This is a genomic window from Peribacillus sp. NJ4, assembly GCF_030348345.1.
Classification (GTDB): Bacteria; Bacillota; Bacilli; order Bacillales; family DSM-1321; genus Peribacillus.
Map to the genome: position 1 here is coordinate 2954333 of NZ_JAUCFQ010000001.1, position 25144 is coordinate 2979476.

Annotated in this window: 19 protein-coding genes and 1 pseudogene; 5 read left to right on the forward strand and 15 right to left on the reverse strand. The window is 35.1% G+C overall.

The window, feature by feature from the left end; all coding sequences use genetic code 11:
• Nucleotides 1-95 precede the first annotated feature (95 nt).
• A complete protein-coding gene (locus QUF94_RS14735) occupies nt 96-758 on the forward strand; it encodes a hypothetical protein (RefSeq protein ID WP_289316512.1) in 663 nt (220 codons plus the stop codon).
• Nucleotides 759-1018: 260 nt separating this feature from the next.
• Here the strand turns inward: QUF94_RS14735 and QUF94_RS14740 are convergent, their stop codons facing one another.
• The 4 genes from QUF94_RS14740 to QUF94_RS14755 all read right to left on the reverse strand — a co-directional run bounded on the left by QUF94_RS14740 (nt 1019) and on the right by QUF94_RS14755 (nt 4007).
• The gene (locus QUF94_RS14740) at nt 1019-1291 is read right to left on the reverse strand and encodes a hypothetical protein (RefSeq protein WP_289316513.1); all 273 of its coding nucleotides are present in this window, start codon (nt 1289-1291) and stop codon (nt 1019-1021) included.
• 215 nt (nt 1292-1506) lie between these two features.
• Entirely contained in the window at nt 1507-2067 is a 561-nt protein-coding gene (locus QUF94_RS14745) for a DUF6037 family protein (RefSeq protein ID WP_289316514.1), read from the reverse strand.
• A 268-nt stretch (nt 2068-2335) separates the two neighbouring features.
• Nucleotides 2336-3430: an HNH endonuclease gene (locus QUF94_RS14750; RefSeq protein WP_289316515.1), complete on the reverse strand. Its 1095-nt coding sequence runs from the start codon at nt 3428-3430 to the stop codon at nt 2336-2338.
• 142 nt (nt 3431-3572) lie between these two features.
• On the reverse strand, nt 3573-4007 hold the full coding sequence (locus QUF94_RS14755) for a YkvA family protein (RefSeq protein ID WP_289318385.1): 435 nt from the start codon (nt 4005-4007) through the stop codon (nt 3573-3575).
• Between the two features lie 168 nt (nt 4008-4175).
• Between QUF94_RS14755 and QUF94_RS14760 the strand changes: the two genes are divergently transcribed.
• Nucleotides 4176-4445: a hypothetical protein gene (locus QUF94_RS14760; protein ID WP_289316516.1), complete on the forward strand. Its 270-nt coding sequence runs from the start codon at nt 4176-4178 to the stop codon at nt 4443-4445.
• Between the two features lie 211 nt (nt 4446-4656).
• On the opposite strand, the gene QUF94_RS14765 is transcribed toward QUF94_RS14760, so the two are convergent.
• The 8 genes and pseudogenes from QUF94_RS14765 to QUF94_RS14800 all read right to left on the reverse strand — a co-directional run bounded on the left by QUF94_RS14765 (nt 4657) and on the right by QUF94_RS14800 (nt 15636).
• Complete coding sequence (locus QUF94_RS14765; RefSeq protein WP_289316517.1) at nt 4657-6891, reverse strand: transglycosylase domain-containing protein; 2235 nt, start codon at nt 6889-6891, stop codon at nt 4657-4659.
• An 80-nt stretch (nt 6892-6971) separates the two neighbouring features.
• Nucleotides 6972-7208, reverse strand: coding sequence for a hypothetical protein (locus QUF94_RS14770; protein ID WP_289316518.1), 237 nt, complete (start codon nt 7206-7208; stop codon nt 6972-6974).
• Between the two features lie 933 nt (nt 7209-8141).
• Nucleotides 8142-8525, reverse strand: coding sequence for a VOC family protein (locus QUF94_RS14775; RefSeq protein WP_289316519.1), 384 nt, complete (start codon nt 8523-8525; stop codon nt 8142-8144).
• 103 nt (nt 8526-8628) lie between these two features.
• Nucleotides 8629-8907, reverse strand: coding sequence for an ArsR/SmtB family transcription factor (locus QUF94_RS14780; protein ID WP_289318386.1), 279 nt, complete (start codon nt 8905-8907; stop codon nt 8629-8631).
• 198 nt (nt 8908-9105) lie between these two features.
• Nucleotides 9106-11718 (reverse strand): phosphoenolpyruvate synthase, encoded by a 2613-nt coding sequence (gene ppsA / locus QUF94_RS14785; RefSeq protein ID WP_289316520.1) that lies wholly within the window; start codon nt 11716-11718, stop codon nt 9106-9108.
• A 524-nt stretch (nt 11719-12242) separates the two neighbouring features.
• A pseudogene (locus QUF94_RS14790) lies at nt 12243-13316 on the reverse strand (helix-turn-helix domain-containing protein).
• A 510-nt stretch (nt 13317-13826) separates the two neighbouring features.
• Nucleotides 13827-14738, reverse strand: a complete 912-nt coding sequence (locus QUF94_RS14795) for a VanW family protein (protein ID WP_289316521.1) — start codon at nt 14736-14738, stop codon at nt 13827-13829.
• Nucleotides 14739-14781: 43 nt separating this feature from the next.
• On the reverse strand, nt 14782-15636 hold the full coding sequence (locus QUF94_RS14800) for a hypothetical protein (RefSeq protein ID WP_289316522.1): 855 nt from the start codon (nt 15634-15636) through the stop codon (nt 14782-14784).
• A gap of 732 nt (nt 15637-16368) precedes the next feature.
• Here QUF94_RS14800 and QUF94_RS14805 point away from each other — a divergent pair.
• Nucleotides 16369-17895 carry a serine hydrolase domain-containing protein gene (locus QUF94_RS14805; protein ID WP_289316523.1) on the forward strand — a complete coding sequence of 509 codons (1527 nt, stop codon included), beginning with the start codon at nt 16369-16371 and terminating at the stop codon, nt 17893-17895.
• Between the two features lie 354 nt (nt 17896-18249).
• Nucleotides 18250-18378, forward strand: coding sequence for a DUF3898 domain-containing protein (locus QUF94_RS14810; protein ID WP_289318387.1), 129 nt, complete (start codon nt 18250-18252; stop codon nt 18376-18378).
• A gap of 446 nt (nt 18379-18824) precedes the next feature.
• Here QUF94_RS14810 and QUF94_RS14815 read toward each other — a convergent pair whose 3' ends face one another.
• Nucleotides 18825-19967 carry an Ig-like domain-containing protein gene (locus QUF94_RS14815; protein ID WP_289316524.1) on the reverse strand — a complete coding sequence of 381 codons (1143 nt, stop codon included), beginning with the start codon at nt 19965-19967 and terminating at the stop codon, nt 18825-18827.
• A gap of 1815 nt (nt 19968-21782) precedes the next feature.
• The gene (locus tag QUF94_RS14820) at nt 21783-21962 is read right to left on the reverse strand and encodes a hypothetical protein (protein WP_289316525.1); all 180 of its coding nucleotides are present in this window, start codon (nt 21960-21962) and stop codon (nt 21783-21785) included.
• A 701-nt stretch (nt 21963-22663) separates the two neighbouring features.
• On the opposite strand from QUF94_RS14820, the gene QUF94_RS14825 reads away from it, so the two are divergent.
• On the forward strand, nt 22664-22903 hold the full coding sequence (locus QUF94_RS14825) for a hypothetical protein (RefSeq protein WP_289316526.1): 240 nt from the start codon (nt 22664-22666) through the stop codon (nt 22901-22903).
• A gap of 120 nt (nt 22904-23023) precedes the next feature.
• On the opposite strand, the gene QUF94_RS14830 is transcribed toward QUF94_RS14825, so the two are convergent.
• Entirely contained in the window at nt 23024-24628 is a 1605-nt protein-coding gene (locus QUF94_RS14830) for a phosphodiester glycosidase family protein (protein WP_289316527.1), read from the reverse strand.
• Nucleotides 24629-25144 lie beyond the last annotated feature (516 nt).

The following is a 25144-nucleotide window of genomic DNA, read 5'->3' on the forward strand; positions in this document are numbered from 1 at the left end:
ATAATATTTCCTACGCACCCTGTATAAATGGTTTACTTTCCTTACTTTGTTATTTAAAATCAAAGATGGTTAAATAAGAAGAGAGGAAGATTTTATTGAGACAAATTTTTAATTTTATTCAGTCATTAGCCGAATCTAGGTTGGAACTTTTACAACAATATTCTGAGGAAGTTGAAGACCTGATGGACGATAAATTAAAAGATTTTATTGAATATACCGATAATCTGACTAAAGATTTTTCTCCTGAAATTCTGGAAGAGTTTTGGGACTTTCATTTAGACGATTATCACCAAATAAAAACTGATTATCCGAGTGTCTTAAGATATTCAATTATAGTCTCAGCATATTCAACTTTAGAACAAACTCTCATGAATGTTCATAATCAACATTCAAAGAATAGAGCGGGTTATAAAAAATACAAAAAGAATCGCAGCGACATTTCAGCTATTTTAGAATACATTAAAAGAGATATGGGTATTAAAATCCCAAATAATTTTATGGAACTTTCTTTTATAAATAAGTTAACTAAGATTAGAAATAATATTGTTCACTGTAATGGACGAATTTATGATGATATAAATAAAGATCGATTAAATAAAATAATTAAGGAAACCCCCTTTATTAGCGATCATTCACATGAGATAATGCTAGAAAAAGAGTTTATTGAAATAATGCTAACTAATATTATTAACTTCTTAAAAATACTTTTTAATGCAATTGAGCTTAAGAATAGACAATTGGAAAAGACCTCAAATTAAAATGAGGTCTTATTTAACTATATTTATTGTTATTTTTAAAGTTCCAATTACTGTGCCATTTACCATCTTCACAAATGAATTTTAAAAAAACTAATTAAAGACTCTTCAAGCCTAATAATTATAGGTTATTATGTAAATATTTTATGATTCTTAAACATAAAAAAAGCACTCGACCATTTAGGTTAAGTGCTTTTTCAATTCATGACGTTATTAAACCAATAATATAAAAAAACACCCGAATTACTCGGATGCTTAGTTAATCAATTTTTTATATTCACTGACTCTTTAATAGCTTTTAAAACTCCGAGGATAGCTAAACATTTCTCATAGCCATCCTTAGTTAAATCTTTTGCATTTTCTTTTACTTTTTCAATCAGAAAAAGGCTATCTGAATATTCATCCATGTAAATTACGCATTTCGAACCCCAAATTTCCAGGCCTTCACCCTTAAGAATTTTACTAACTCCCCAACTATCCAATTCCGAACTATCTCTTAAGGATTCTCCTTCTTCAATCAAATTATCTAGCTTCATGTCTACCACTCCTCATCCAAATATTTACTTACTTTAACCATATTCGATAGGAGTGACAAAAGTCCTGCTTATGTATTCAATTAATTCTCTTTTCTCCATCAGAAAAAATTGTTTGAAATTTAAACATTCTTTTAAACATCCTCCATTTCTGCGAATTAAGTTTTTATATTGGCCTATAATTAGAGCATTATTATCTTTAGTTAACTATAACCATATTAATTAGGGAATTGCGGAACGTTAAATTTGTATTTTTCTTTATCAGACCATCTGCTGGATATATTTTTCTTCTTACATATCTGATATGCTTCTTTGCCAATTAATGTTTTTGTTTTCTCTAAATTTGATGACTGGGCATTCGATTTAATCCCATCATGATTAATCCACCCGACAAAATACATTCCGTCTGTTTTTTCTGGGTATTCAAAGAATGGGGCTGTTTCATACGGCAATATCACGCTGCTACTACGAACTGTATTAGGGATTTTACCATTGAAAGTTTCAAAGAAGCCTTTAATACTAAACTTTTCTTTACTTGATTTAAGCCCTAACAATTCTTTTAATTTAAAATAATCCTTTGGTTCAAGTATAGGATTTATTACATATCCCACTTCAACATTTAGCTTAATGAAAAAGTCAGTCCCTTTTATCGCTAGTACTAGCCAATATGGATTTTCGTCTATGAAAAATAGACACTTAAACTCAGCTTTATTAAATCTAAAATCAAATTTTGTTCTTTTTATCTTCTGCTCTCTCATGCTTTGATGAAGATTTTTCAACCCGCTTAACTTTATGACAAAGACCTCCCCTATTGTATATATTATCTAATACGCAAGCGCTTTAAATAGGTTTCAGAATATGTCTAAATTTCTTAATTTATCTTGTTTATAATTTCAGATTACAGCAATATCTCTTTTACTTACTACTAGTACGGCATTTCTAACAATTACACCTAGCTCATCCATTTTGATGGACTGACTCATTGATTATGTATTCTACCGAGATTTTCTATGCAATACATTCCATGTATTAAATACTGGAATTTTCTTATTTAACTCCCTTATTACTATATCCCAAAATATTGTATTGGATGGTCTGCCAACACTTCAAATCAAACTCAGCTTGCATTAGCTTATAAAATTCAATCTTACGACCTTCCCACATTTTAAAAGCTTCTTTAATAAATAGAACTTCATCTGATGTAAGGTTTTTAGATTTACCTTTAGCCATATGATCAACTTTCTCGTGATTCATTTTTTTTGTACAAAGGTGTAAGTTTGAAAATCTGTTATTCGCTTTATTACGATCGCGATGGTCAATCTCAAGATTCTTACTCAACCAAAAACTCGGTTCAGACTCAATTGCTGCAGACATAATTACACTATGTACTGATACAACTTTAAATACATCTTTACAAGCATTCATATCAACTGCATGTGCTCCACGAACATCCCGAATTTCAATGTTACAAAGGACACTATTCTGACCACGAGCAAGACCTATTGCATTGAAGTGATTGTTATGATTAACAAGGTTTCCATCTAACACTCCACCCTCAATAGTGATATTTCCATTTCCGTTATACCCTGTGAAGCTATCACCGGGCTTATCATTTACAAACCAACCTGCAGGATGATCACGTATTAGTGTTACACCTTTATCCATAACGATTTTCGTGTTTGTAGATAAAAACAACCTGTTGGTAAGTCGATAAGTCCCTTTAGGAATATGACAATAAACAGCCCCTCTAGTTATAGCGATATCTAAGATTGACTGTATGATAGCTGTTGCATCTTGCTCTACCTCACCAGTTGCACCCCTCATTTGTGGCGTGTACATAGGAAAGTAAACGTCCCCTGCTCCTGACACTTTCTTATCAAAATCACTTAGACGGTCTTTCAATGTTGGGAAATTAGCCCTTGCTTCTATTGTTTCAACTACTGTTTGATTTGTATTAGCTTCACTAATTACTGCATTTTGCGCCGATAGTAATGCGTTCTGCTCATGTTCGGATGCACTTCTTTCTGCTGTTTCAGCATCATAAACAATCTTATTCAGAGTTTGAAAATCATTTGAACTTTCAGTTGTTCCCTCGTCAAATAAACCTTTGATTTGACCAGCAACCTTCCATTTATTTTGCAACTACAGGACGTTTTATAGATCAGAAGACTTCAGGTGGTAAGTTTAAAGGTAAAGAAAAATAGAAAATGAATATTGCTTTTTTTTATCTCATTCTTACAAACACAATAAAGCACTCAGCCATTTAGGTTAAGTGCTTTTTTGATTATTTATCTTTATCTTCATCTTTATCTTGCTTATCACTATCAGTTTTATTATTCAATTTTTCATCCACTGAATCTGTATCAGAAAGTGCACTTTCACCAAACCAAATCCTAATTCGGTCTTTTGCATTTAACTTAACTTCCTCATCAATAAATATTGAGACTGTGACCAAAGCTCCAAATAACCCTGATAAATCGTCTGTATATCCACCAGGCAATAAGTCCGGAATTAAATCAATTGGAAGTATTAAATAACCCAAGGCTCCAATAATTACTGACTTGGACCAAACGGGAGTTGCTGGCTTTTGAAGTGTGTAAAACAATAGTAAAGCTGCATAAACAACTTTAACCCCTGCTTTTTTGCCGAATTTTTTAATCTTTTTCCAAAATGAATCTTCAGAAAAATCACCTGCGTATTTAGTTGTATCTATTATAATCTCCTCCTATTCATTATCAATATTTTACCATAATAACAGGAAGATTACCCTGTTGTCATCCAACCTTCTGCAATTCATCAAATCTTTACATGATTAATATATTCTATTTGGTTTTCTATTATATAATTCTATTATAATTTAATAATTCATCATATGGAGGGTACAATCATGGAAATAAATGAAAGACAACCATTTGAGTCTATTTTATCTCCTCGTCAACTTACTGAGCTAAAAATCTTATCTGCTAAAACAAACATAGCTATCCATGAATTATTAGCAATGTCATCAGTAGTCTCTCTAATAGAGAAACTGGACAATACTACCAAACTGAATGATGAGCTTAATAATAAAGAAATGATATTAATAAATAAAGTTTTTATTAATAAGAATAAAGAAGTATTAACTAAAATACAAAAAAGCACTGACCATTTAGGTTAAGTGCTTTTTCAATTTATAAGTTTTTTACACTAATTAGGCGTGCGATATAAAAATCATTTGAATTTTTCATTTGCATCGATTGGGAACATATCTTCATATCCATTCTCTGATCTTTAGCTAACGCACCCTATAGTTTAAGTAGAAACCTTTACATTCTCTTATGTGTATCATAAAAAAGGATGGAACCAATGCGATCCCATCCTAAAAATCTTTATTGATTGTGTTTCTTTTCCTCTTGTTGTTTATGCTTCTCTTCCTTTTGTTTGTATTTCTTTTCCTCTTGTTGTTTATGCTTCTCTTCCTTTTGTTTGTATTTCTTTTCCTCTTGTTGTTTATGTTTCTCTTCCTCTTGTTTATGTTTTTTATCCTCTTTATTTCCATCAATATCAAATGGTTTATCTTTATTATTTTTTGTAACTGGTGGAGCTTCTTCAGGATTTGCACCTTTAATGAACAGTTCATTATTCACCTGGTATACATCACTAGGCTGCTGGAAGCTACTTTGGTCTGTTCCAAACGCTTCCAGCATGACCTTAAACATTTGGTGCGAGATTTTAGTTGTATTTCCATCCATATAATTACCTGGACCATTTTTAGTATATCCAGTCCAAACCGCCATAGTGTATTGCGGTGTATAACCAGCGAACCAACTATCATTTACCGAACCAGATGGATATCCATATTGTACTCTGGTTTTACTGTCAAAATTGGTTGTGCCAGTTTTTCCAGCCACATCTAGTCCAAGGACATTTGCTGTTTTTCCTGTACCAGATTTTACGACTGTCCGTAACATATCCGTCACCAAATAAGCTGTGTAATCATGCATAACGCGTTTTGGCTTTGGAGTTAAATTAACAACTCTGCCACCAGGATAGACAACTTTACGAACAAAATGTGGTGTATTGTATTCACCGTTATTTCCAAAAGCACTATATGCCCCTGCCAACTCTAATGGATTAACCGTATTACTTCCAATCGCATATGATTCGTACACCTTATTATTATTAAAAGTAATACCCAGATTTTCTGCAAAGTTTTGTGCTTTATCCATCCCTACATCTTGAAGGGTAAGAAGTGCTGGAATATTATATGACCATTGAAGTGCTGTTCTAATCGACATCTTTCCGTGATATTGATGATCCCAGTTAGAAATAGACTGACCATTTGAGTAGGTTATCTCATGATCATTAATTTGGTGTGCTGTAGACCATTTTGAATTTTCAATAGCCGGACCATAATCAAAGACTGGCTTGAAAGTAGATCCTGGTTGACGTTTAATATCAACTGCAAAGTTGTTGCCTCGGAAGGAAGCTTTATATTGGTTTCGACCGCTTCCAATAGCTCGAACTTCTCCTGTTTTTGTATCTAAAAATACGAAGGCTCCTTGAAAATTGTCATTTGGATAAGAAATAATCGTATCGGTGTTCATTATTTTGTCCGCAAAGGTCTGAGCTTTTGGATCTAGCGTCGTATAAATAGATAATCCATCCGAACTGATATCTACATTTTTCAGCTTTCTTTCAACTTCTTTTACAACAGCGTCCAAAAACGCCTCGTACGGCATTCCTTGTTGTTTCTTTTTTGGAACAAGTCCTGCTGTAACTGGAACCTTCTTTGCATCCTCCAATTGCTTTTTCGTAATATACCCTTGTTTATACATAGCTTCTAAAACAATATTACGACGATTTGTTGCAGCTTTCACATGTTCGGGTTCAGTGGGATCGTAATAACTTGGACTCTGTGGGAGCCCCGCCAACATAGCGGCCTCCGGAAGCGTTAATTTATTTAGATGATCGGCATCGATTCCGTAGTAATTTTTGGCGGCAGCTGCTACACCATATGCCCCGTCTCCAAGGTAGATCTTATTTAAATACATCATTAAGATTTGATGTTTAGAATACTTTTGCTCAAGCTGATAGGCCAAGCTCCATTCCTGTACCTTTCGCTTTATTGTTTTCTGAGGTGACAAAAAGGAGTTTTTAATGACCTGCTGTGTAATCGTACTTCCGCCTTGAGATCCGAAATCCCCTTTTAGGTTCTTGAAGATTGCTCTCGCAGTTCCTTTTATATCAATGCCATTGTGTTCATAAAAATGTGCATCCTCCGTGGCAATGAAAGCATGTTCCAACATTATTGGAACTTGAGAATACTTAATTTTTGTCCGCTTTTCTTTACCATATTCGTAAAGGAAATTCCCGTTTTTATCGTATAATTTGGTAGAAAGCGGATCAACTAGTTTTGAAGCATCTATTTTAGGTGCATCATTAATCATTGCTGCAACCGTAACTGCCCCTATTCCAATTGAAACAACACCTAACAGTAAACACCAAAGTAAAACTTTTTTCAAGAAAGACCTTCTTTTAGGGGATCTTCTACCTTTTTTTTGATCTTGTTTTGTTTTTTCCACTTGTTTTCGTTCCTGACGAGAACGATACGTTTCTGACATTAATCTTCTCTCCCATATTCAAGTTACTCAACAAAATTGAAGAAAACTATGCAAATAACCTTTTATTTACTCACTAGTCATTAATGATTAGTATGGTATTTAAAACAATGCATTTCATTCAAAACCTGTATATAACGTATTAAGGAAGAATTTATCCTATACTCTCCTTGGTCGGTTTTCGCAATAAAGTAATTACTTCGTACTATCTTATCTAATACATCTTTTAGAACGTCTTCCTTCTTTACATCTGGCCCTTTTATTATTTTTTCTCGTTTAATATCATTATCCAAGGTATAACAAACAATAAATTCCTTCAAATTAAATCCCCCTTTCGAGAACAACTTCTGATTGTCTTAAGTAGGGAAACACGTCTACTTATTTGAAGCGAATAGTCTTAAAATTTATATACTGAATAAGAATGCAATTATCGACCAGCTTTGTCTTTCAAAGACGTTATACATGAAGCAAATACCCATGTTGATAAAATGATGGATAGCATTCCTACTATTTTTGAAAAATACCTTTGTGTACCATCTATAAATATTTCATGAATACCATAGATACAGCCTAAAAAGATATATATCAAAGCATGTATAGAAAATTTCATTTTTTTAAGTCCATTACACAGTCCATTTATATTAATTCGGATTGAACCTTAGTATTATGGGGGCAAAATATTTAATCCTCGATTCCCCCCTCTATATAAAGACCAAATCTGCACTTTAGTCAATAAAAAAGCCACCAATTATGGCAGCTGGATCTTCGACTTTTGTTCCCGTTTAAGCACATTCTCTTTTTCTATATATTATGTTCGTTTTACGTAATAACCTGGATAACTTACCTATATAGACCATAGTGACAATAATGTTATTTAATTTTAAAACCTTAAACAAGCATAACCCCGTACTAAATTAGGACGGGGTTAAAATGTAAGACGCTTCTATGCACTTAAAAATATAACAATAAAGTCGTTTAAATCTAAGGGTTCTACCCTAATCGCGCCCGTTTGCTGAAGATCGTTAATAAAGGAAAGCACCCGTTAGAGTTTAAGTGAACTAATTTACAAGGTTACATTTCTATTCGAGAATGACAACTATGTTATTTAATTTTATACCTTAAACATGTATAACCCCGTTCTAAAATTAGGACAGGGTTAACATAAAGTTGTTTAATTTTTGATAAAAAAGACTTCACCGAACTTAAATATTACCAAAAAAGGCGTTTAGAAACTAGGTTATTTCGTCATAAAGTTACTTCTGCAATATCTGAATAAGGTTTCCACATGTATCGTCGAAGACAGCTATTGTTAATTCGCCCATTTTTGTCGGTTCCATGGTAAACTTCACGCCTTTTTCGCTTAATCGTTTGTACTCTACGTGAATATCTGCAACGCCAAACATGGTTACTGGGATGCCTTCAGCAAATAACTTCTCTTGATACTCCTTTGCGGCAGGATGCTCATTCGGTTCGAGTAAAAGCTCGGTACCGTCATGATCATCGGGAGAAACAAGCGTAATCCACCTAAATTTCCCCATGGGAACGTCATGCTTTTTTACAAATCCCAGCTTTTCTGAATAAAATTCCAATGCCTTGTCTTGATCTTGAACGAAGATACTGGTAACAATGATTTTCATACTGTTTTTGTCTCCTTTGATATTTGCGATGTATGGTACTATGCTAACAATCTGGCTCCAAGCAGAAAAAACCATACATTCGTCAGAAGTTTTTTTAATGAAATTACTCTATCCATCCTTTCAGCAAATTTTCAAGTGGTTCGTTGTTGAAAATAAGTACTCGATATTTTCCCTTGCGTTTTGATTTTACGAGCCCAGCATCTTCCAATGCAGAAAGATGTTTAGCTATCGCCTGTCGCGAAATGGAAAGGTCGTGCTTCATAATGAGACGTACCGTAAGTTCATACAACGTCAGCTCGTTGCGTTCGGATAGTTCGTCTAATATTAGCCGCCTAGTCGAATCGCCAAGCGCTTTGAATATAGCGTCTTTGTCCCAATTCATATATCGAGTATAAGCAACTCTACGGTTGCTTGTCAAGAATAAGCAACTGTATGGTTGCATGATAAAGGAACCGTATCATGCTATCTTAACAAGTTAAAGTCAAATAATAGTAGTTTGAACCATTATAGAAATTTAAACTGTATTCTAACAAAAAAGTGCATTAATCCACCCTGGATTAACACACTAGTTAAACAGCAATTACAATGTTTCGATATACCCTTCTGTTCCATGCACGCGAATTCTTTGCCCGTCTCTTATCAGTTTGGTAGCATTCTCCACCCCAACAATTGCTGGTAAGCCATATTCACGTGCGATAACTGCTCCATGGGTCATCAGTCCACCAACTTCGGTGACTAGGCCTTTTATGGAAACAAATAATGGTGTCCAGCTAGGGTCAGTAAAGGAGGTGACTAATATATCTCCATCTTCTAAATCAGCATCTTCCATGTTTAAGATGACACGTGCTCGTCCCTCTATAACTCCGGAAGAAACAGGTAGACCTACAATAGCTTCGGCTGGGAGATTTTCTCGTTTGTACTCACCTACAATGATTTCACCATCAGACGTGATAACACGTGGGGGAGTGAGTTTTTCATATAATTTGTACTCGTCTTTTCGTTTGCTGATGATCTGGTAATCCAGTTTATTTGTGCGTACTTCGCGAAGTTCTTCAAAAGTGAGATAGTATATATCTTCTTTTTCATGAATAAAGTTGGCTTTTACGAGTTGTTCGGCTTCTTTCAGTAAAGCCTGCTTATAAACGAAGTAGCGATTAACCATGCCGTATTTTGGATATTCCCGATAACCGATGAAATTCCGGATTAGATCGATCATTCGTTTTGTTTCTTTGGCTTTTTGTTCACCATCCGGTAATTGCTTCAATTGATCTAATAACTCTTGTTCTTTTTTCAAAGCTTCCTGCCGCCCTTGCTCAACTTTCCGATTGCTAGCATTAGGCTCAAAGTTTTTGATATTACTAAGAATCATGGAGACAAGTGTAGTTGGTTTTTCGCTCCAACGAGTTTTAGTAATATCGATTTCTCCGGTACATCGCATTCCGTATTTGTTGAGATAAGCATAGATAGCGTCTTGGGTTTCCTGTCCGCCATTAAACTTAACAAGTTCATCCAAAAAGTTATCATTTTTAACATGTTTTAAATAATCAATTACTTCTGGATAAGGGCGAATCACATCTGCGACATCCAATAGCGCCAGGCCCATTTCCGAAGTAATATTGTTTGGTACAGATTGAGAAAGCGTATCTGCTACGTTTTTTTCACCTAACCACATGTTCATTTTTTCATTGATCCATGATGAAGCATCCATAGCAGCCATAATCACACCCAAACTTTGTGGGTCAAATAAAATCGTCTTTAATTGCTGGATATCTTCTAGAATAAAATCAAATAAATCTGATCCTGATTTCGTTTGGATGTTTTGTTTTAACTCTTCTATCGATGTTTGACTACTCTTAATCAAATCAGAAACGATTGTCGGATCGTTTTCGATTTGTGCTTGAAAACCCGCAGACGACATACCTTTATTGCTTTTACCGGGACTCAGTTCTTTGTTATCATTTGGTAACGATTTAATAAAATCTCCTCGCTCTACTATGGTCATGAGTGCGTCCTTTATGAGCGGATCGGATTGTCCCAAGGTATCTATTATCGTTTTTCTTCTGACAGGCGAAGCCAGATTATGCGTGACATCAACAAATAACCTTCCACCAGCTTTAAACCGGGGTCCAAAAGAGGTTAACTGGAATAAAGACATTCCCAATGGTTTCATGGGGTCGGTCATCATTTGTTGATGACCGACAGATACATAAACGTGATTTTCTTGATCATTCGCTTCAGGGATCGGGTATAAAGTAGTGATTGGCCGACTCTGGACAATATAAAATGTATCATCAACCAAACACCATTCGATATCTTGTGGGTAACCAAAATAAGCTTCGATCTGTCTTCCTGTGCGTGCTAGTTGTAAAATTTGTTGTTCAGTAAGTGTTTGAGTCTTTTGCTGATCAGGGTCGATCTGTTGTGTCTCTGTTCCGCCTTCTTTTAGTCCATAGATAGCCAATTTTTTGGTTGCTATCATCTTATCGACGATTTCCTCTTCCTGTACTTTATAACAATCGGCAGATACCAAACCAGAGACCAGTGCTTCACCAAGTCCAAAACTGGCATCGATTGATAGCAGCTTTCGATTGGAAGTAATCGGATCAGCAGTAAATAAAATTCCTGAAGCCTGTGGGAAAATCATCCGTTGAATGATAACTGATAGGTAAACTTGGCTGTGATCAAATCCGTTTTGGATTCGGTAAATTACTGCACGATCAGTAAATAGGGAAGCCCAACATTTGCTGATATGCTGCAAGATTGCTTCTTTTCCGATGATATTTAAATAGGTATCTTGTTGACCAGCAAAAGAGGCATGTGGTAAATCTTCAGCAGTCGCACTAGAACGCACTGCATAGGCATGTTCATCGCCAAACTGGGAGAGATAATGAGCAACTGCTTTCACAACATCGGAGGGAATTTCTATTTCCATAATGATTTGTCGAATCTTCCTGCTGATTTCACCAATTTGATCTCGATCCTCTACTTTTAGCAGTGTTAGTTGATCCAACAATGCTTGAAACGTTTCGTTTTGTTCGATGGCTTTTTGATATCCCACTGTTGTAACACAAAAACCTTCTGGTACTTGTATTCCTTGAATTTTTGATAATTCCCCTAATTTTAACCCTTTTCCGCCAACGAGCAAAAGCTGTGTTTTTTCCATTTCCTGAAAACCGAGAACCAAAGAACTCATTTATACATCTCTCCTAACCATTACATTTCTTTTGGTTTCTTTGATATATTTATCCCTCTCAACAAATTTCATTAAAGTTCTTTTGTATTTTAGCAGTAGCAAACGAGAATAAATAGTCTATATTTACCATTTTTTATATGCTATAATTAACTTAGAAAGAGTTAGAGTTCAATTTTCAAAAAATAGCTAGATCTTATCATACAGTAACCTGATAACCCGGTTCATCCCCTCGAAAGCAGCTCATATACCTTTTAGCCCACAATGAATATGCCATCTAATCTGTTTTTTTTTCCAAAATACCTTGTATTAATATAAGATATCAATCTCTTATTAAACTAACCTACAATGTTAGTTCAACAAGAATGATTGATTTAACAAAATTTAAAAACAACAACATTTTGGAATTCGTTTGACAAGTCGTTCAGAATAGTCCCGGATGACGGAAAAAGAGGTTTAGTTTTTTTACACTTTATGGAAACCCCTTCATTGATTGTCTTTAAAAATTCTTGTTCCCACTTCCAATTTTAAGTTTTATTAATAAGCTCTATATATTGTAAATCTCCATAGCCTACTGTTGGGAACAGAGCAAATAACCTATTAATTAATTCTGATGTTGCTAAATCTTTATTTTTGGAAATATACTTTACTACTGCATTATCTTCTTTTAGCATATCCAAATATATGTCTATTGCCTGATACATGACCGGAAGTAGTTCATTTGATGGTTTATTATGATTGACCAATACTTCCTCGTATACAGAATAATAATGACCTAATTTAAGTTCATCTTGATTAACTTTAAATTCATCCTCTCTGAAGCAATTTAAGAGCACTTTGCCTTCATATCCGGACTGTTCAAGATAGGAAAGTATGGTAAGTAGGTTCATTTGACAAAACATGTCTTCACCAAACCATAAAACGATACATTTATACTCTTTATTAAAAAGATTGTCTAATGGAACAATGACCTTTTTGATATAATTCTCTACCGACTCATGATGTCCAGAAGCTCGTGTGTTTATAAATTCTTTATCAAAAACTTGTTTAGTTGTCGCGTTTACACACATCGCTTCATTAAATGGAGCGTAATCAGAATCTCCCATTAGTCTGTTATCTTTAAACTCCTCATACATAACTTGACCATTCAATATGTTGAGTACGTCTTTGTCAAACAATTCACTCTTCTCATTTTGTAACTGTTCAACCTCAATTTTTCTAGAAACGTTCATTCTACACCATTCCCCGCCTTTATTAATAGTGAGCTTAACAAGGGACTGGACAGGCAACTTGTTAAGTTGATATTCTCTAGGATTGATACCAAAAACAGTTTTAAAGGCTCTGCTATATGCTTCTTGCGAAGAATAATCGTAATCAAAGGCGACGTCAATTATCTTCCTGTTATTTGCTAAATCTTCCGTGGATAAATACAATCTTCTAAGAAGAATATAGCGCCTTATACTTATACCTGTTACTTGGTGAAATTTAAACGAACAATAATAAGGGGACTATCCCATATAATTAGATAGTTCATCTAATGAAAATTGATTTTTTAAATTGGCTTCAATCCAATCAATCATAAGCTGTATCTGTTCATTCATTTATCTCACTCCTTAATAAAATTATATGAGGTATCAATTCCTTTTATTTGATATTTCTTGTGATATATAAAATTAAACCTACACAAAAATCCCGAAATATTGTTTAAAATTATCTAACTTTATATTAAAGCTACAATAAAAGCCGACACTATTAAAGTATAGTGTCGGCTTTTCATTTACATAATCTACCTTACAAATTGGAAAACGATCGCATGATTGGCTTAAGGTTATTAATTATCAATATACCGATGCAGTAATAACCGGATAAAGCCAGCCGGTGGAGTTTGTGACTCCTGCAGCCAGGAAACAATTCTATAGCCAGTATCAGGATTTAATTGTTGGTGAAATTCATATATATATTGATCCGAAGATTAGGTACAAGGTAAGGTTCAGAAATTATACAACGGCGGGGCTATTGCGTATTCCGTCCATATTGTTGGATTGAAAATGAAATTTTTCAGAAAAGTAGGTGATTTTATAAAAAAACAATCCGCTCGTAAAAGTGTACTTTTACGAACGGTAAATCTGTTCTTTTGATATCTGATTTGAAGCAGCGGGAACTTTTCGTGTCTTATAATTTATCATATCTGAAGAGTAAACCCTGATACTTACCATTCCTCCTTGCGTTGTAGCTCGGATTAGGATAGGTTGATTGTACTTGTTTTTAAAACTAAAATCAGGACCATACCAACTTACTGTAGCATCGCGGCCAGATGGAACATACGGAACGCTCCTAGTATGGGAATAGCGTTGAATAGTTTGCAACCCTGCATTGTCGATAGCATTAAACAGGGTGGATGACACCTGACATATCCCTCCACCAATCCCTTCAGAAAACTCTCCTTTAACGATAACTCGAGCGAGCATATATCCTTTATTTACTGATCTCTTGCCAACGGCTTGATTAAAAGAAAACACCTCTCCTGGAAACACGACATAATTATTAATGGCTTCTGTAGCAAGCGAGATATTATTTGTACGATTTTTGTTGTTCACATTAAAATAAGTTCTATATTCACCTATCTTTTTTTCACGAATCTCTGCAAGTAATTCGCTATCAACTTTTGGATGAATAGCAAGCAAAGGTACTTCTAGTTTATAGGCTCTATTACTGTACAAAAAGGAATAAAATTGCTCTTTAAATGCTTGATGGTATAGCTTGTAACCTACCCGCCCAGGAAGAATATTACCTTGTTTGTCTATTGTGGCATTTACAGGTTTTTGGTAAACTTGTCGGTCTATTTTTTCGACAAATTGATTGTATTTATCCACGTCCATGATAGGAACATCTAGGAAGGGCATAGTAATATCAGCATGGTTGACACTAGCAATCGTTTGTCCTTGGTGGGTTACCGCTATGCTTTCAGAAATATTCACTGGTTGAACGAATAGTAAAAGTCCGGCAATCCATGATAATCGCATAGAATTCACCCCCATATTGGATTGGAATTTATTTTTACAAATCTTATTTTAAGTCTTCATAGATCGCATCTTGATCAATGAACCAACGATCAGTCAAACTCTCCCTTCGGATCATAAAATGCATAACCTTTTTTTCTTTACCTTCTCTCTTCTTATAAATAGCTACTTGAACGGGTACATCCACGAGAAATAGCCCATTTAGTTGTTCAGGAGGTTGTCTTAAAGGGTCAACTACTCCAAAATATGTAATATCTTTAACAAGTTTATTGGCTCGATTAGGATGACTCGGATTTGATAAGGTCATTGCTAATAATTTCTGATTTCCTTGATTAATGGCTATGGTAAAAATACGTATAAGTTCATAGGGACTTACCGTTTGTATATAATCATCAAGCTTACCAGCCGCTTTCAATACCATTAATTTATGAGAAAGGTCTTCGTTTTTCAAACGATGCGTAATGCTTCCAGAGAAATGAACACAGAAATGGCCTGAAAAACCATTTTGAAGAGCGCCAGCACCATGTGGCATTCCGTGCATTGATGCAGCAATCATTTGATTATTGATTAATACAATAATGGCTCTTCTATTCCAACTCCATTTATTATTATAAATTTTCTTCATGATTTGAGTATCTTCTTTGGTTAGTGGCTGTACGTCGGCATGATGGCTACCTGCTCTTCGTTGTACCTTAAATGATAAACCAGTTTCAATATCAATAATGGTGAAATTTGTTTTATTAGGAATAATGTTGTTTACAATCTCCCAAGGTAACATCTCAATTTTAAAGCTAATGGGTACTTCTTCATCTTCCCATTCAATTGCATAGACCGAGTGATCGACCATTAAGACAATTATAGAAATAGCGATAAATACCTGATAAATTTTTTTGTTTTTCATTTGGTTTCTCCTGTACTTTTTCTTATTATTTCAGGACATGATCAGTTGAATACCTTCAAATATTTGGGAATTCTTCAAATTAAACTCCTCCCTGTTAATTTATGTTCTAAAACACTGGGTTTGGGGGAATCAGCTATAAAGGCATAAAATGGCTCAATCAAAAAGTTCATTTTGAAAGTGGAATGCATTGATATTTCTCGTGGTAAATTAACCTCTATCTCTCTTTGTTAAACTGTTTCTATAAGCTAGTACATCTTAATTTAAGTGTTTAACCTCACATTTGAAAAAAAGAAACCGACTACATCTGTTCTAACCAGGGAGCAAAAAGTTAAATGGTCAAATTTCATTACTCTTAATCATAAGGAATAAAGAGAACATTTATTGGGGGGGTCTTTATGAGAACAAGTATTTTTAACCTTCCAAGCACCTTCGGCTATCCAAACAGCACTCGCTTTACAAACCACATGGGATACCCCCTCCTTGGCTACAAAGCAGACTAGGACATGCACGATTTGTGACAACTTTGTCATTTCGACGCGTGATTTTGTTATATAAATCGATGGTTTCGGTAATTATTGCGCGCTATACTAAACGTTATTCAGAACATATAGACTGAAATGGGGGGGAACGACGTTGCTTAATCTGCTAGCAGCACGGTCATGCTAACGATTTACTTCCTTGTTGCAGCAATAGCTACATAAAAAACATAAATTTGACCAAGGGGAATCGGTAATGAAACCATCAGTAAGAATTTGTATGTTAATGATTGCTATGATTTTGGCGGTTAGTGGCTTCACACCCAAAATAGCTAACGCCGAATCAAGTGAAAAAATTCAAAAGATCGATAAGTTTGTTGAAAAGCAAAGAAGCATTAGTAAAATTCCAGGGTTATCGTTAGTTATTGTAGAAAAGGGGAAAACGGTATATCAAAAAGGCTTCGGGTACGCTGATGTAAAGGCGAAAACACCTGTGACCTCTAATACATTATTTGAAATCGGATCGACAACGAAAGCATTTACAGGTCTAGCCATTCTGCAATTGGAAAAGGAAGGGCTGTTAAAACGATCAGATGATGTCCGGAAGTATATCCCATGGTTAGAGTTAAAATATAATGGAGAGCCGCAGACGATTACTTTGAATCAGCTCCTTCATCATACCAGCGGGATAGCTACTAATTCTATAACTCAAATTCCTGAAAGTAATGCGGATAACGCCCTTGAGTTGAATGTAAGAACATTGCTGAATCAGCAATTAGATCGGAAGCCAGGCAGCTCATTTGAATACGCAACACTCAATTACGATGTATTAGGACTCGTTATCGAGAACGTAACGAAGCAGCCCTATGATGTATATATGAAAAAGCAGATATTAGAGCCGATTGGTATGAAAGACTCGCTCGTTGGGCTGCATCAAGTTCAGTCCACTGATATAGCTTCTGGTTATAAAATAGGATTTATGCAAGAGCAGTCTTACACGCCGCCCATTTATCGGGGGAACATACCAGCTGGATATCTTATCAGCAATACGAATGACATAGCAAAATGGATGAAATTACAATTAGGAAACGATTCAAGTAATGCGATAGACAAGCAGCTCATTCAAGAATCGCATATCCCTGATCAGTCAGTTGAGCCTTTCGATAAGGACACCTACTATGCCAGCGGATGGGGAGTTATGATAAAAAACGAGAAACAATATATTCTTCATGCTGGAGAGAACCCAACATTTAGCTCGTATTTCATCATGCAGCCCGATGAACAATTAGGGGTAGCAATTCTGTCCAATATGAATACGAGCTTTACGACAGCCATAGGTCAAGGTGTGATGGATTTATGGGAGGGAAACGATGTTACTAATAATCATTCAGATAGATATCAAAAGTTGGATAGATTCGTGACCATCCTCTGTATTGTAGTCGGCTGTTTTGGTTTATTTTTCATCCTACTATCGATAAGAGTAATGAGGAAGCTTGTTAGAAAACAACGCATTAGGACATCATTAAACGTAAAGAGAATCTTACTATTATCCATCCATACGCTGATTGTAGCTGCAATTTTGACACTCGTAATCATGTTCCCGAAAATTTTATTTGGATATCCATGGACATTTATAAAAGTGTGGGCCCCAACTACGATCACGGTGTTATTTTATAGTGTCATAGCGACAAGCATCATTCATTATTTGTTTGGGTTATTACTTATTTTTACCAAAAATGAAATTGAATTAAAGAAGAAACAAATCTCGATAAAACAATTTTAACAATATGTTGATCGATTTGTATCAAAAATGGGATTCTGATTAATTCAATATAATTAAATTATCAAATAGGAAGCGAAGACAGCCCGAGTCCTCTCACTTCACCTAACAAGTGGGTCCTCAATCAGGATTCCCGATTTAAGAACGATTTTCCATTAAAGAGCGTGATTGTTGAACAATGAGCAGTCGCTATTTACTAGGCGGATCCGAATAGTTCTATAAATGATTGGATGTAAATAATTAAGCAACCCAGCTAATCTTCTCATGTGAAGGTAGCTGGGTTTTTAAATTGGGTGTGCAAAATAACCCTTAAAATATACGTAAATTATCGGTGAAAGTGACAATTATCAAAGCCTTATTAACGGGAAGTATGTATTAATGATAGAATCCGATACAATAGAATTCGATAAAGGTGTGTCACCGATTGAGTTTCATTGGCCGGATGATTTGATGGAGATTGTGGAGCGGATTAGTAGGAAGCTATGAGAGATTTAGAGGGTTAATTTAGGGGTTTTGAACGCTAATATAGTCTATGATTTCCCGCATTTTTTGTGACCACATTTGTGCCACGAAAAATAAAATATAAAGGTCTTATGGATTGTATCAATATCTTTCCATTTAATAAATTATTCATCTAACCACTCCGCTGCAAAAAAAGCGGAGTGGTTTTTATTTAATACTCATTTTTTTCGTTACAAATTTATAGATACATTCATATCCTACATAACAGTAACAATAAGGAACAAAGAAACGACACATGATATCAATCCCTTTGATAAGTTATTAAGAGTGTCGTTGCTAGCTAAAAGAGATGTGAATGGTCTCTTTTCATAAACCGCCTCAATTTTTTAAATAACACCGATATAACATCTGCTAGAAATCCTTTTATAAACAAAAAGCCGAGGAATTAATCCTCGGCTCTGTTATTGAACTTAATGTTTTACAACTTTAGTAGTTGCCTTTGAACTAGTATTCCCTGCCTTATCCTTTGCAGTTATAGAAAGTGTAGTCCCTTTTTTCTGTGCTTTAATCTTGACTGAGTAGCTCCCCTTAGAAGTTGCTTTTGCTGAACCGAGGGTTTTACTTCCTACCTTCACAGTTACAGTTGAATTTGCTTCAGCTTTCCCAGTAACAACTTTATCATTGTCATCTACTTTCTTTACTGTTGGCTTGCTTGGTGCGACAACATCTACTACAGTTACCGATGCACTTGAACTCACATTCCCTGCACTATCTTTAGCTGTGATTGTCAATTTAGTGCCTGCTTTTTGAACTGCTATTTTAACAGAGAATGTTCCTTTAGATGTTGCTTTTGCAGAACCTAACACTTTACTTCCACTTTTAACAGTAACCGTAGAACTAGCTTCTGCCTTTCCCGTTATTACTTTGTCATTGTTGTCAACCTTATTAACAGATGGCTTAGATGGTTTAACATCGTCTACAAATGCTGTTGCCGTAGCGTAAATGTCATATTCTGTATTATCGTCAATATATTCGTTATCTTGGTCTATAACACCCACATAGTATGTGCCTTTTTTAGCTTGATACGCTTGTACTTCAACACCGTTATCATATTCACTACCTAGATATACTAAGTTACTATTTTTAACGAAATCTTTTTGCACAGCAGCAAATACTAGATCAATAACATATGAGTCTGTTAATCCTGCCACTAATAAAACTCCACTACTAGGAACAACTACTTTATGAAAATCAACATCATTTAAAGGAAGCAATTGCCCGATTGTTCCTTTTTCATAAGATGCACTATCAGCTGAATCAAAGTCGTCATTGTACTCAGTTTCAAAAATATAATCGCTACTGGCAGAACTACTCATTCTACCCATTTTGTTAAAACCTTTAACTGAATGTGATTGAGAACCAAATACTTCTTTTTCAAGTTGATTAAACGTTTTAGAATCAATAACACCTTTTTCAAGTGGTTTTTCCACCTGACGTTCAATAGCATTTCTTGCCAATCCGTTCTCGTTTCCTTCTGCCTTAACAGAAACTACAGACAATGATGAAGCAAATAGACCTACAGCAACCAATGACAAAATACCTTTATTACGCACGATTATTCCTCCTGAATTCGTTATAAAGAACCACTCACTTCACCTATACTAATACATAAGTACCTGAATTACCATATGTTTCTTTATATATATTTTGACAAAAATATACATGGCAAGGTCTCCCCACCCCTTCTCCCGGCCCGAAGAAGTCGAGCTGAAAATCAACCAGGCGTCAGTTTCCTGCTACCTTTAGGGGTTTCCTGAAGTTCGTCGAATATGGTGATCAATTCCAGAAATCATAAAAACCATTCACATGTGCCATGAACAATTCGAAGAGAACAGTGATGAACTGAATAATTCAAAATGGACTTGTTATCTTAGAAACAAGCGAAAGAAACTTCATATATTCAGTATGTCTTTCACTTATGGATCACAATTAGGGCAAAAAAAAGTCTGAGCATTGTGCCCAGACTCCTATCCAGAAATTATTTTTGGTATGTTGGTTTTTTAATTGCTATCAAAACCCAAAAAACCATGATTATTGGAATGAAAAATAAATTAAAATTAGTTCTTTCATCAACGATAATTGAAAAAACATCGTTAATAATTAAACTAATCAAGCTTACTAAAATGCATAAAAGCAAAGAATGTATCGTTAATTTCAGCATTTTCACTCTCGAAAAGTCAGTATGTCAAACATTGTGTTTCCCCCTTAGCTTCGGATATTTCACCAGTATCCTAGTGCTTTACACGCCTTTTACTTTAGGTTTCTTTTTACCCCATTTGGGACAAGCAGAATAAGCTCCTAATTTATACAAGTCTTGAACATATAAAGTAGTAACAGTCATCCCAACACTAGCTCCAAATAAAAGTTTTAAAGCCTTTTCGAATCCTGAAGGCGGTGCAGCATGTCTACCAATAAGTGACGCTGTGACTCGAAACGTGACTCTAGAGTCACACTATACCTAAATCCAGAATATGGAGGTCTTTGTGACTGCCTAGTCTTTTCTACTATTATATAAAGTTATCTCGTTTGTCGAGGTCCACCACCCGGATCAGCACTATGTTTGTAATATCTTTAATGACTGGTGGTCTCAAGCTATAATTAATTCTATTTAAATTTTAATAATGGTCTACTGGTGCACCTAGGTTATCCAAGTCTTGTGAAATATTTAGAATGATTAAATATCTCCACTCGTTTTTAAGTTTTCCTAAGTCCACAACCTGATGAACCTCTACTTCATCATTTTCATACTCTTTACTAGTCTCGCAAATTTCATATAAACTTTCTACTAATTCGGTATTATCCCGATTCCTAACGTCTAACTGTACGAATGTTTGGCTTTTTTTTTATTTTCATTTTCTTCACTCCTAGTTTTTGAAGGATAAGGGATATTGATTACTCCTAGTTGATTTAGTTTTGTTAATTACAACTCTATGGCTTTTTGTTGATGTATCCTTAGTGCTAATATTAGAATCACAACTCTTAGCATAATGAACCTGAACTTGATTAGAGCCTTTGTCCTAAATTGTCCACTTATCATCAAAGTTTGCAATCTTATCTACTCTTAATCTTTTCACATCTACATCTTTACCATATTAAGTAGCCTTCCTAGCGAATATATTAGCTAGGAACATTAAAATGAACTTGGAAAAGTATCCAAGTTCATTTTTCCTTTGACATTTTTTTTACTACAAGCACCCTTTTGTTAAACACTATGTTAAAGTTCTTGGTTGATTTTGAATAAATCATAATCAGTTGTTGTATCCATTTTTTTGCTAAAGCTGACCCGTTAGTCGAATAAGGAATAACTATTTATATGAAGTTTCTGAAACTTCATATAAAGCATCCATTTTTCGAATAAGAAAATGTGATTACTTTTGATTCTCAATTGCTCTCGTAACAATTCGGAATACAAAGTAAGACATACCACTAAGTCCAATAATCCCTACGAAAGTTAGGAGAGGGATTTGTTCTGAAAATAACATACCTACAACAAATAATATAAAGCATAATATTATACCGACAATAATTAAGACGTCCTTATTTTCCAACGATTCCCCCCCTTTATTTTCACCTCTTGTTTCACTAATCTACTTACGTTAGTTTAAGTAGAAATCTTCACATTCTCATAAACATTTAAACATAAATATCCATTTCGGATTTTTATTTTGTCTATTTTCTAAATCGATCTTTGCCTTTAACATACCCTGGTTAAATACGAAGGGTTCATAGTTGGGTTTCTCTACTTGAACTTTTCAGGTTCTTCTACATAAAACTCGATAAACCCACAGCAAGGACATACATAACAGGGGCTAATGTTGCTCATAGTATTAGCATTAGGTTTTTTACCTGTTTTGTAAATTCTAATTGGAAAACTATCTAGATTAGCATTCACCATAACTGTTTTACATTTAGAGCAAATATTCTCCAAAATTGCACCCCTTAATAGATGATTTCTTAATATTGGTAATGTAAGTTGTATGTTATTCCATATTCTTCTTTTTATTTTAACATAAAAATCCAAATATCCTTTAAAAACACTTTTTAGACTCACATTAAGAGCAACCTGTCATCCATATTATCTATTAAAAATAAACCGTTACATTTAACATAACCTTTCCATTTAGCTCAACTTCGTTCCTCGATGAACATTTAAACACATCAAATCTTTAGGATGATTAAATCTCACTCTAGTAAACTTTTATTATATAATTATACTAATAAAATAATTCAACATATGGAGGGTACAATCATGGACATAAATGAAAGACTAGCATTAGAGTCATTGTTATCTCCTGAATTAATCAGCAAACTGAAAAGCTTATCAGATAATACAGACATGCCTATCCCTGAATTATTAGAAATATCTGTATCGTCTCTCCTAGAAAAGATGAGCAATCCTGCCGAACTAAATATTGGACTTAATAATAAGGAAATGATTTTAAGAAATAAAATCATCATTAATCAAAATAAAGAAGAATTAAATAAATAGATACAAAAAAGCACTTTACCATTTAGGTTAAGTGCTTTTTTGGATTGATGAGTTCCTTGAGTTGAATATTTTTTGGTTTCAAAATCAATTTAAGATTAACCTCACTACATGACCAATCCATTATTCTACTATCAATATTCCGTCGGCAATTGGGCGTTCACCTGCTGCATCGGATGGTCTTGTGACTCGATCATCCCCAACTGTCATGGTGGTCGATCCGCCGCCATCAAGATTGATGGCATCGACGGCTCCTAATGACTTCATGATTTTCGCACTTTCTTCAAAATTAGCCCCCACACTCCAGCCAGGTGCGCGTCCATCGATGGTGACAAATAATAGATTGCCATTTTCCTTGATTCCTGCAAGCGTTCTAGGATTACGACGTTCCCCAAAACGATAATAAAACCCAGGATCTTCTTCCCAGTGAAAGCCTTCCTCTACGGCATTAATGGAAATTTTTCCGTTTTCCAATAATCGAGGACCTCCATTAATCATGCTGGTGGTTTGGTCTAATTCCATTAGCTTTCCATCCCCAACGATTTCACTCTTCACCTGTATCTTCATCCCTTGTTGGGCGTGGTCACGAAGCCACACTGCTGCTTCCCCCGTTCCCGCAAGAACAGAACCGCTGCTTGGAATGTCTCCCCCACGATGGTTACGAATTCCCACCACTTTTCCGGCATGATTTACTACCACTTCCACACCGTCTCCCAATTCTGTCTTTTCTCCAAATACGGAAGTATATTGGATAAGTTCACTTTCATCCTTACAAGTAAAATCATGTTTCGGCCGTTCTGTATTGGTATCCCCTCCAACACCGCCACAATTGCGGATTAATCCTGGTTTCCGGTTTAATCCATCCACTTCTCTAACCGCACCATCAGATGAAGTGGCCTGAATTGACGTGGAAACAGAAGCAATGTCTGCCTTCTCTTCAACAGAAGATAAAATCAGAGCTGAACGGCCATTAATCGCTTCACTGACAAGCTGTCCATTGCTGGCAAATATACCGGCAAGATCGCCTGGTGTTCCATCCTTTTCTCCTACAACAAAGTAACCGGCATTAACTCCAGCAATGCCATCATTTCTGTCAGCCATTTGGGTCAATGTTTCTTTCCCTGTCACAGCATCATTTGCTAATTCAGGCACCAATTGCCCTTGAAAACGATCCTGATCCACTTCAAGGACGTTTACTACCCATGGTCCTGTTGTTTTCTCTCCGTCCTCACCCGTATACACATTCCGGTGACCCGTATATCCCTTTTCCGATAACTTTTTTCTCATTTCGGTTGCATCCGCTTCCAGCTGATATTGCCCGACGCGAACTATGTATCCAAGTGGATCTTTTTCGCGATCATCCATGGCCCGATTCTGTTCTCTAATGATACGAGCATTTTTGAAACCATCCTTCTTTAAATTTGCCAACAAGCTTTTTGCCTGTTCATGTGTTTCTACAAATGCCACATCCACTGTGAAAAAGTCTTTTGAAGATGTTTCACCACGATTGATTTTGGTATACGTAACTCCTGGTGCTGGATTCATTGAAGTTCTTTGCTCATGCAAATTAGGCGTTCCCAGCGGAAGCACATGATTTTTGATTTGCACTTGTGATTGAACAGTCGAATTTGCTTGAACTAGAGTTTCCGGAATGGTATTTACGACCATCACAGAAGCTAAACTAATAGAAGCGATAGGCAAAATTGCCTTATTCCATAAATTCTTCATTTTTTCCCTCCAATAAAGTTATGTCATCCTTTAACTTTATTGTTTAAATATTATGGAAATTCAAAAGAACTATTATATTTCAGTCAATTTTTAGTGAATAAAAATGAGTATAAATACTCGATAAATATTACTATTCACATTTGTAAAGGACAGAATTTTGGATACTTTCTCTTTGTACATAGTAAATCAACCTTTACTTTTAACAAAGCCTTCATCTTGCTTTGCTACTTGATCAGTGGATATTATAAAATGGGATTATCAATTTGGAGGTGAAATTTATGGAGACAGTAAAAAAGAACGTGTTGTTGATACCAACCATTTTGTCGGTTATCAATGTGATCTGCCTTGCTTCATTCCTCATTGGACTTAGTTCTATGAACTATCCAATTTCAAGGATCTTAACTAATTTTGGCTTGTTATGCCCATTGATCGCAACCTTATCATTCTTCTATTTAGTAATTAAAGTCAAAGGAATAAAGCATTCCGCATTAAAGTACTTTCATATCGTAAATGCGG

What these genes read in the sequence shown, in the direction of transcription:
- QUF94_RS14740 (WP_289316513.1), bottom strand. Translation starts at nt 1,291, where the DNA reads ATGAAGCTAGATAATTTGATTGAAGAAGGAGAATCCTTAAGAGATAGT.
- QUF94_RS14795 (WP_289316521.1), bottom strand. Translation starts at nt 14,738, where the DNA reads ATGCGATTATCATGGATTGCCGGACTTTTACTATTCGTTCAACCAGTG.
- QUF94_RS14775 (WP_289316519.1), bottom strand. Translation starts at nt 8,525, where the DNA reads ATGAAAATCATTGTTACCAGTATCTTCGTTCAAGATCAAGACAAGGCA.
- QUF94_RS14825 (WP_289316526.1), top strand. Translation starts at nt 22,664, where the DNA reads ATGGACATAAATGAAAGACTAGCATTAGAGTCATTGTTATCTCCTGAA.
- QUF94_RS14805 (WP_289316523.1), top strand. Translation starts at nt 16,369, where the DNA reads ATGAAACCATCAGTAAGAATTTGTATGTTAATGATTGCTATGATTTTG.
- QUF94_RS14765 (WP_289316517.1), bottom strand. Translation starts at nt 6,891, where the DNA reads ATGTCAGAAACGTATCGTTCTCGTCAGGAACGAAAACAAGTGGAAAAA.
- QUF94_RS14760 (WP_289316516.1), top strand. Translation starts at nt 4,176, where the DNA reads ATGGAAATAAATGAAAGACAACCATTTGAGTCTATTTTATCTCCTCGT.
- QUF94_RS14800 (WP_289316522.1), bottom strand. Translation starts at nt 15,636, where the DNA reads ATGAAAAACAAAAAAATTTATCAGGTATTTATCGCTATTTCTATAATT.
- QUF94_RS14780 (WP_289318386.1), bottom strand. Translation starts at nt 8,907, where the DNA reads ATGAATTGGGACAAAGACGCTATATTCAAAGCGCTTGGCGATTCGACT.
- ppsA (WP_289316520.1), bottom strand. Translation starts at nt 11,718, where the DNA reads ATGAGTTCTTTGGTTCTCGGTTTTCAGGAAATGGAAAAAACACAGCTT.
- QUF94_RS14830 (WP_289316527.1), bottom strand. Translation starts at nt 24,628, where the DNA reads ATGAAGAATTTATGGAATAAGGCAATTTTGCCTATCGCTTCTATTAGT.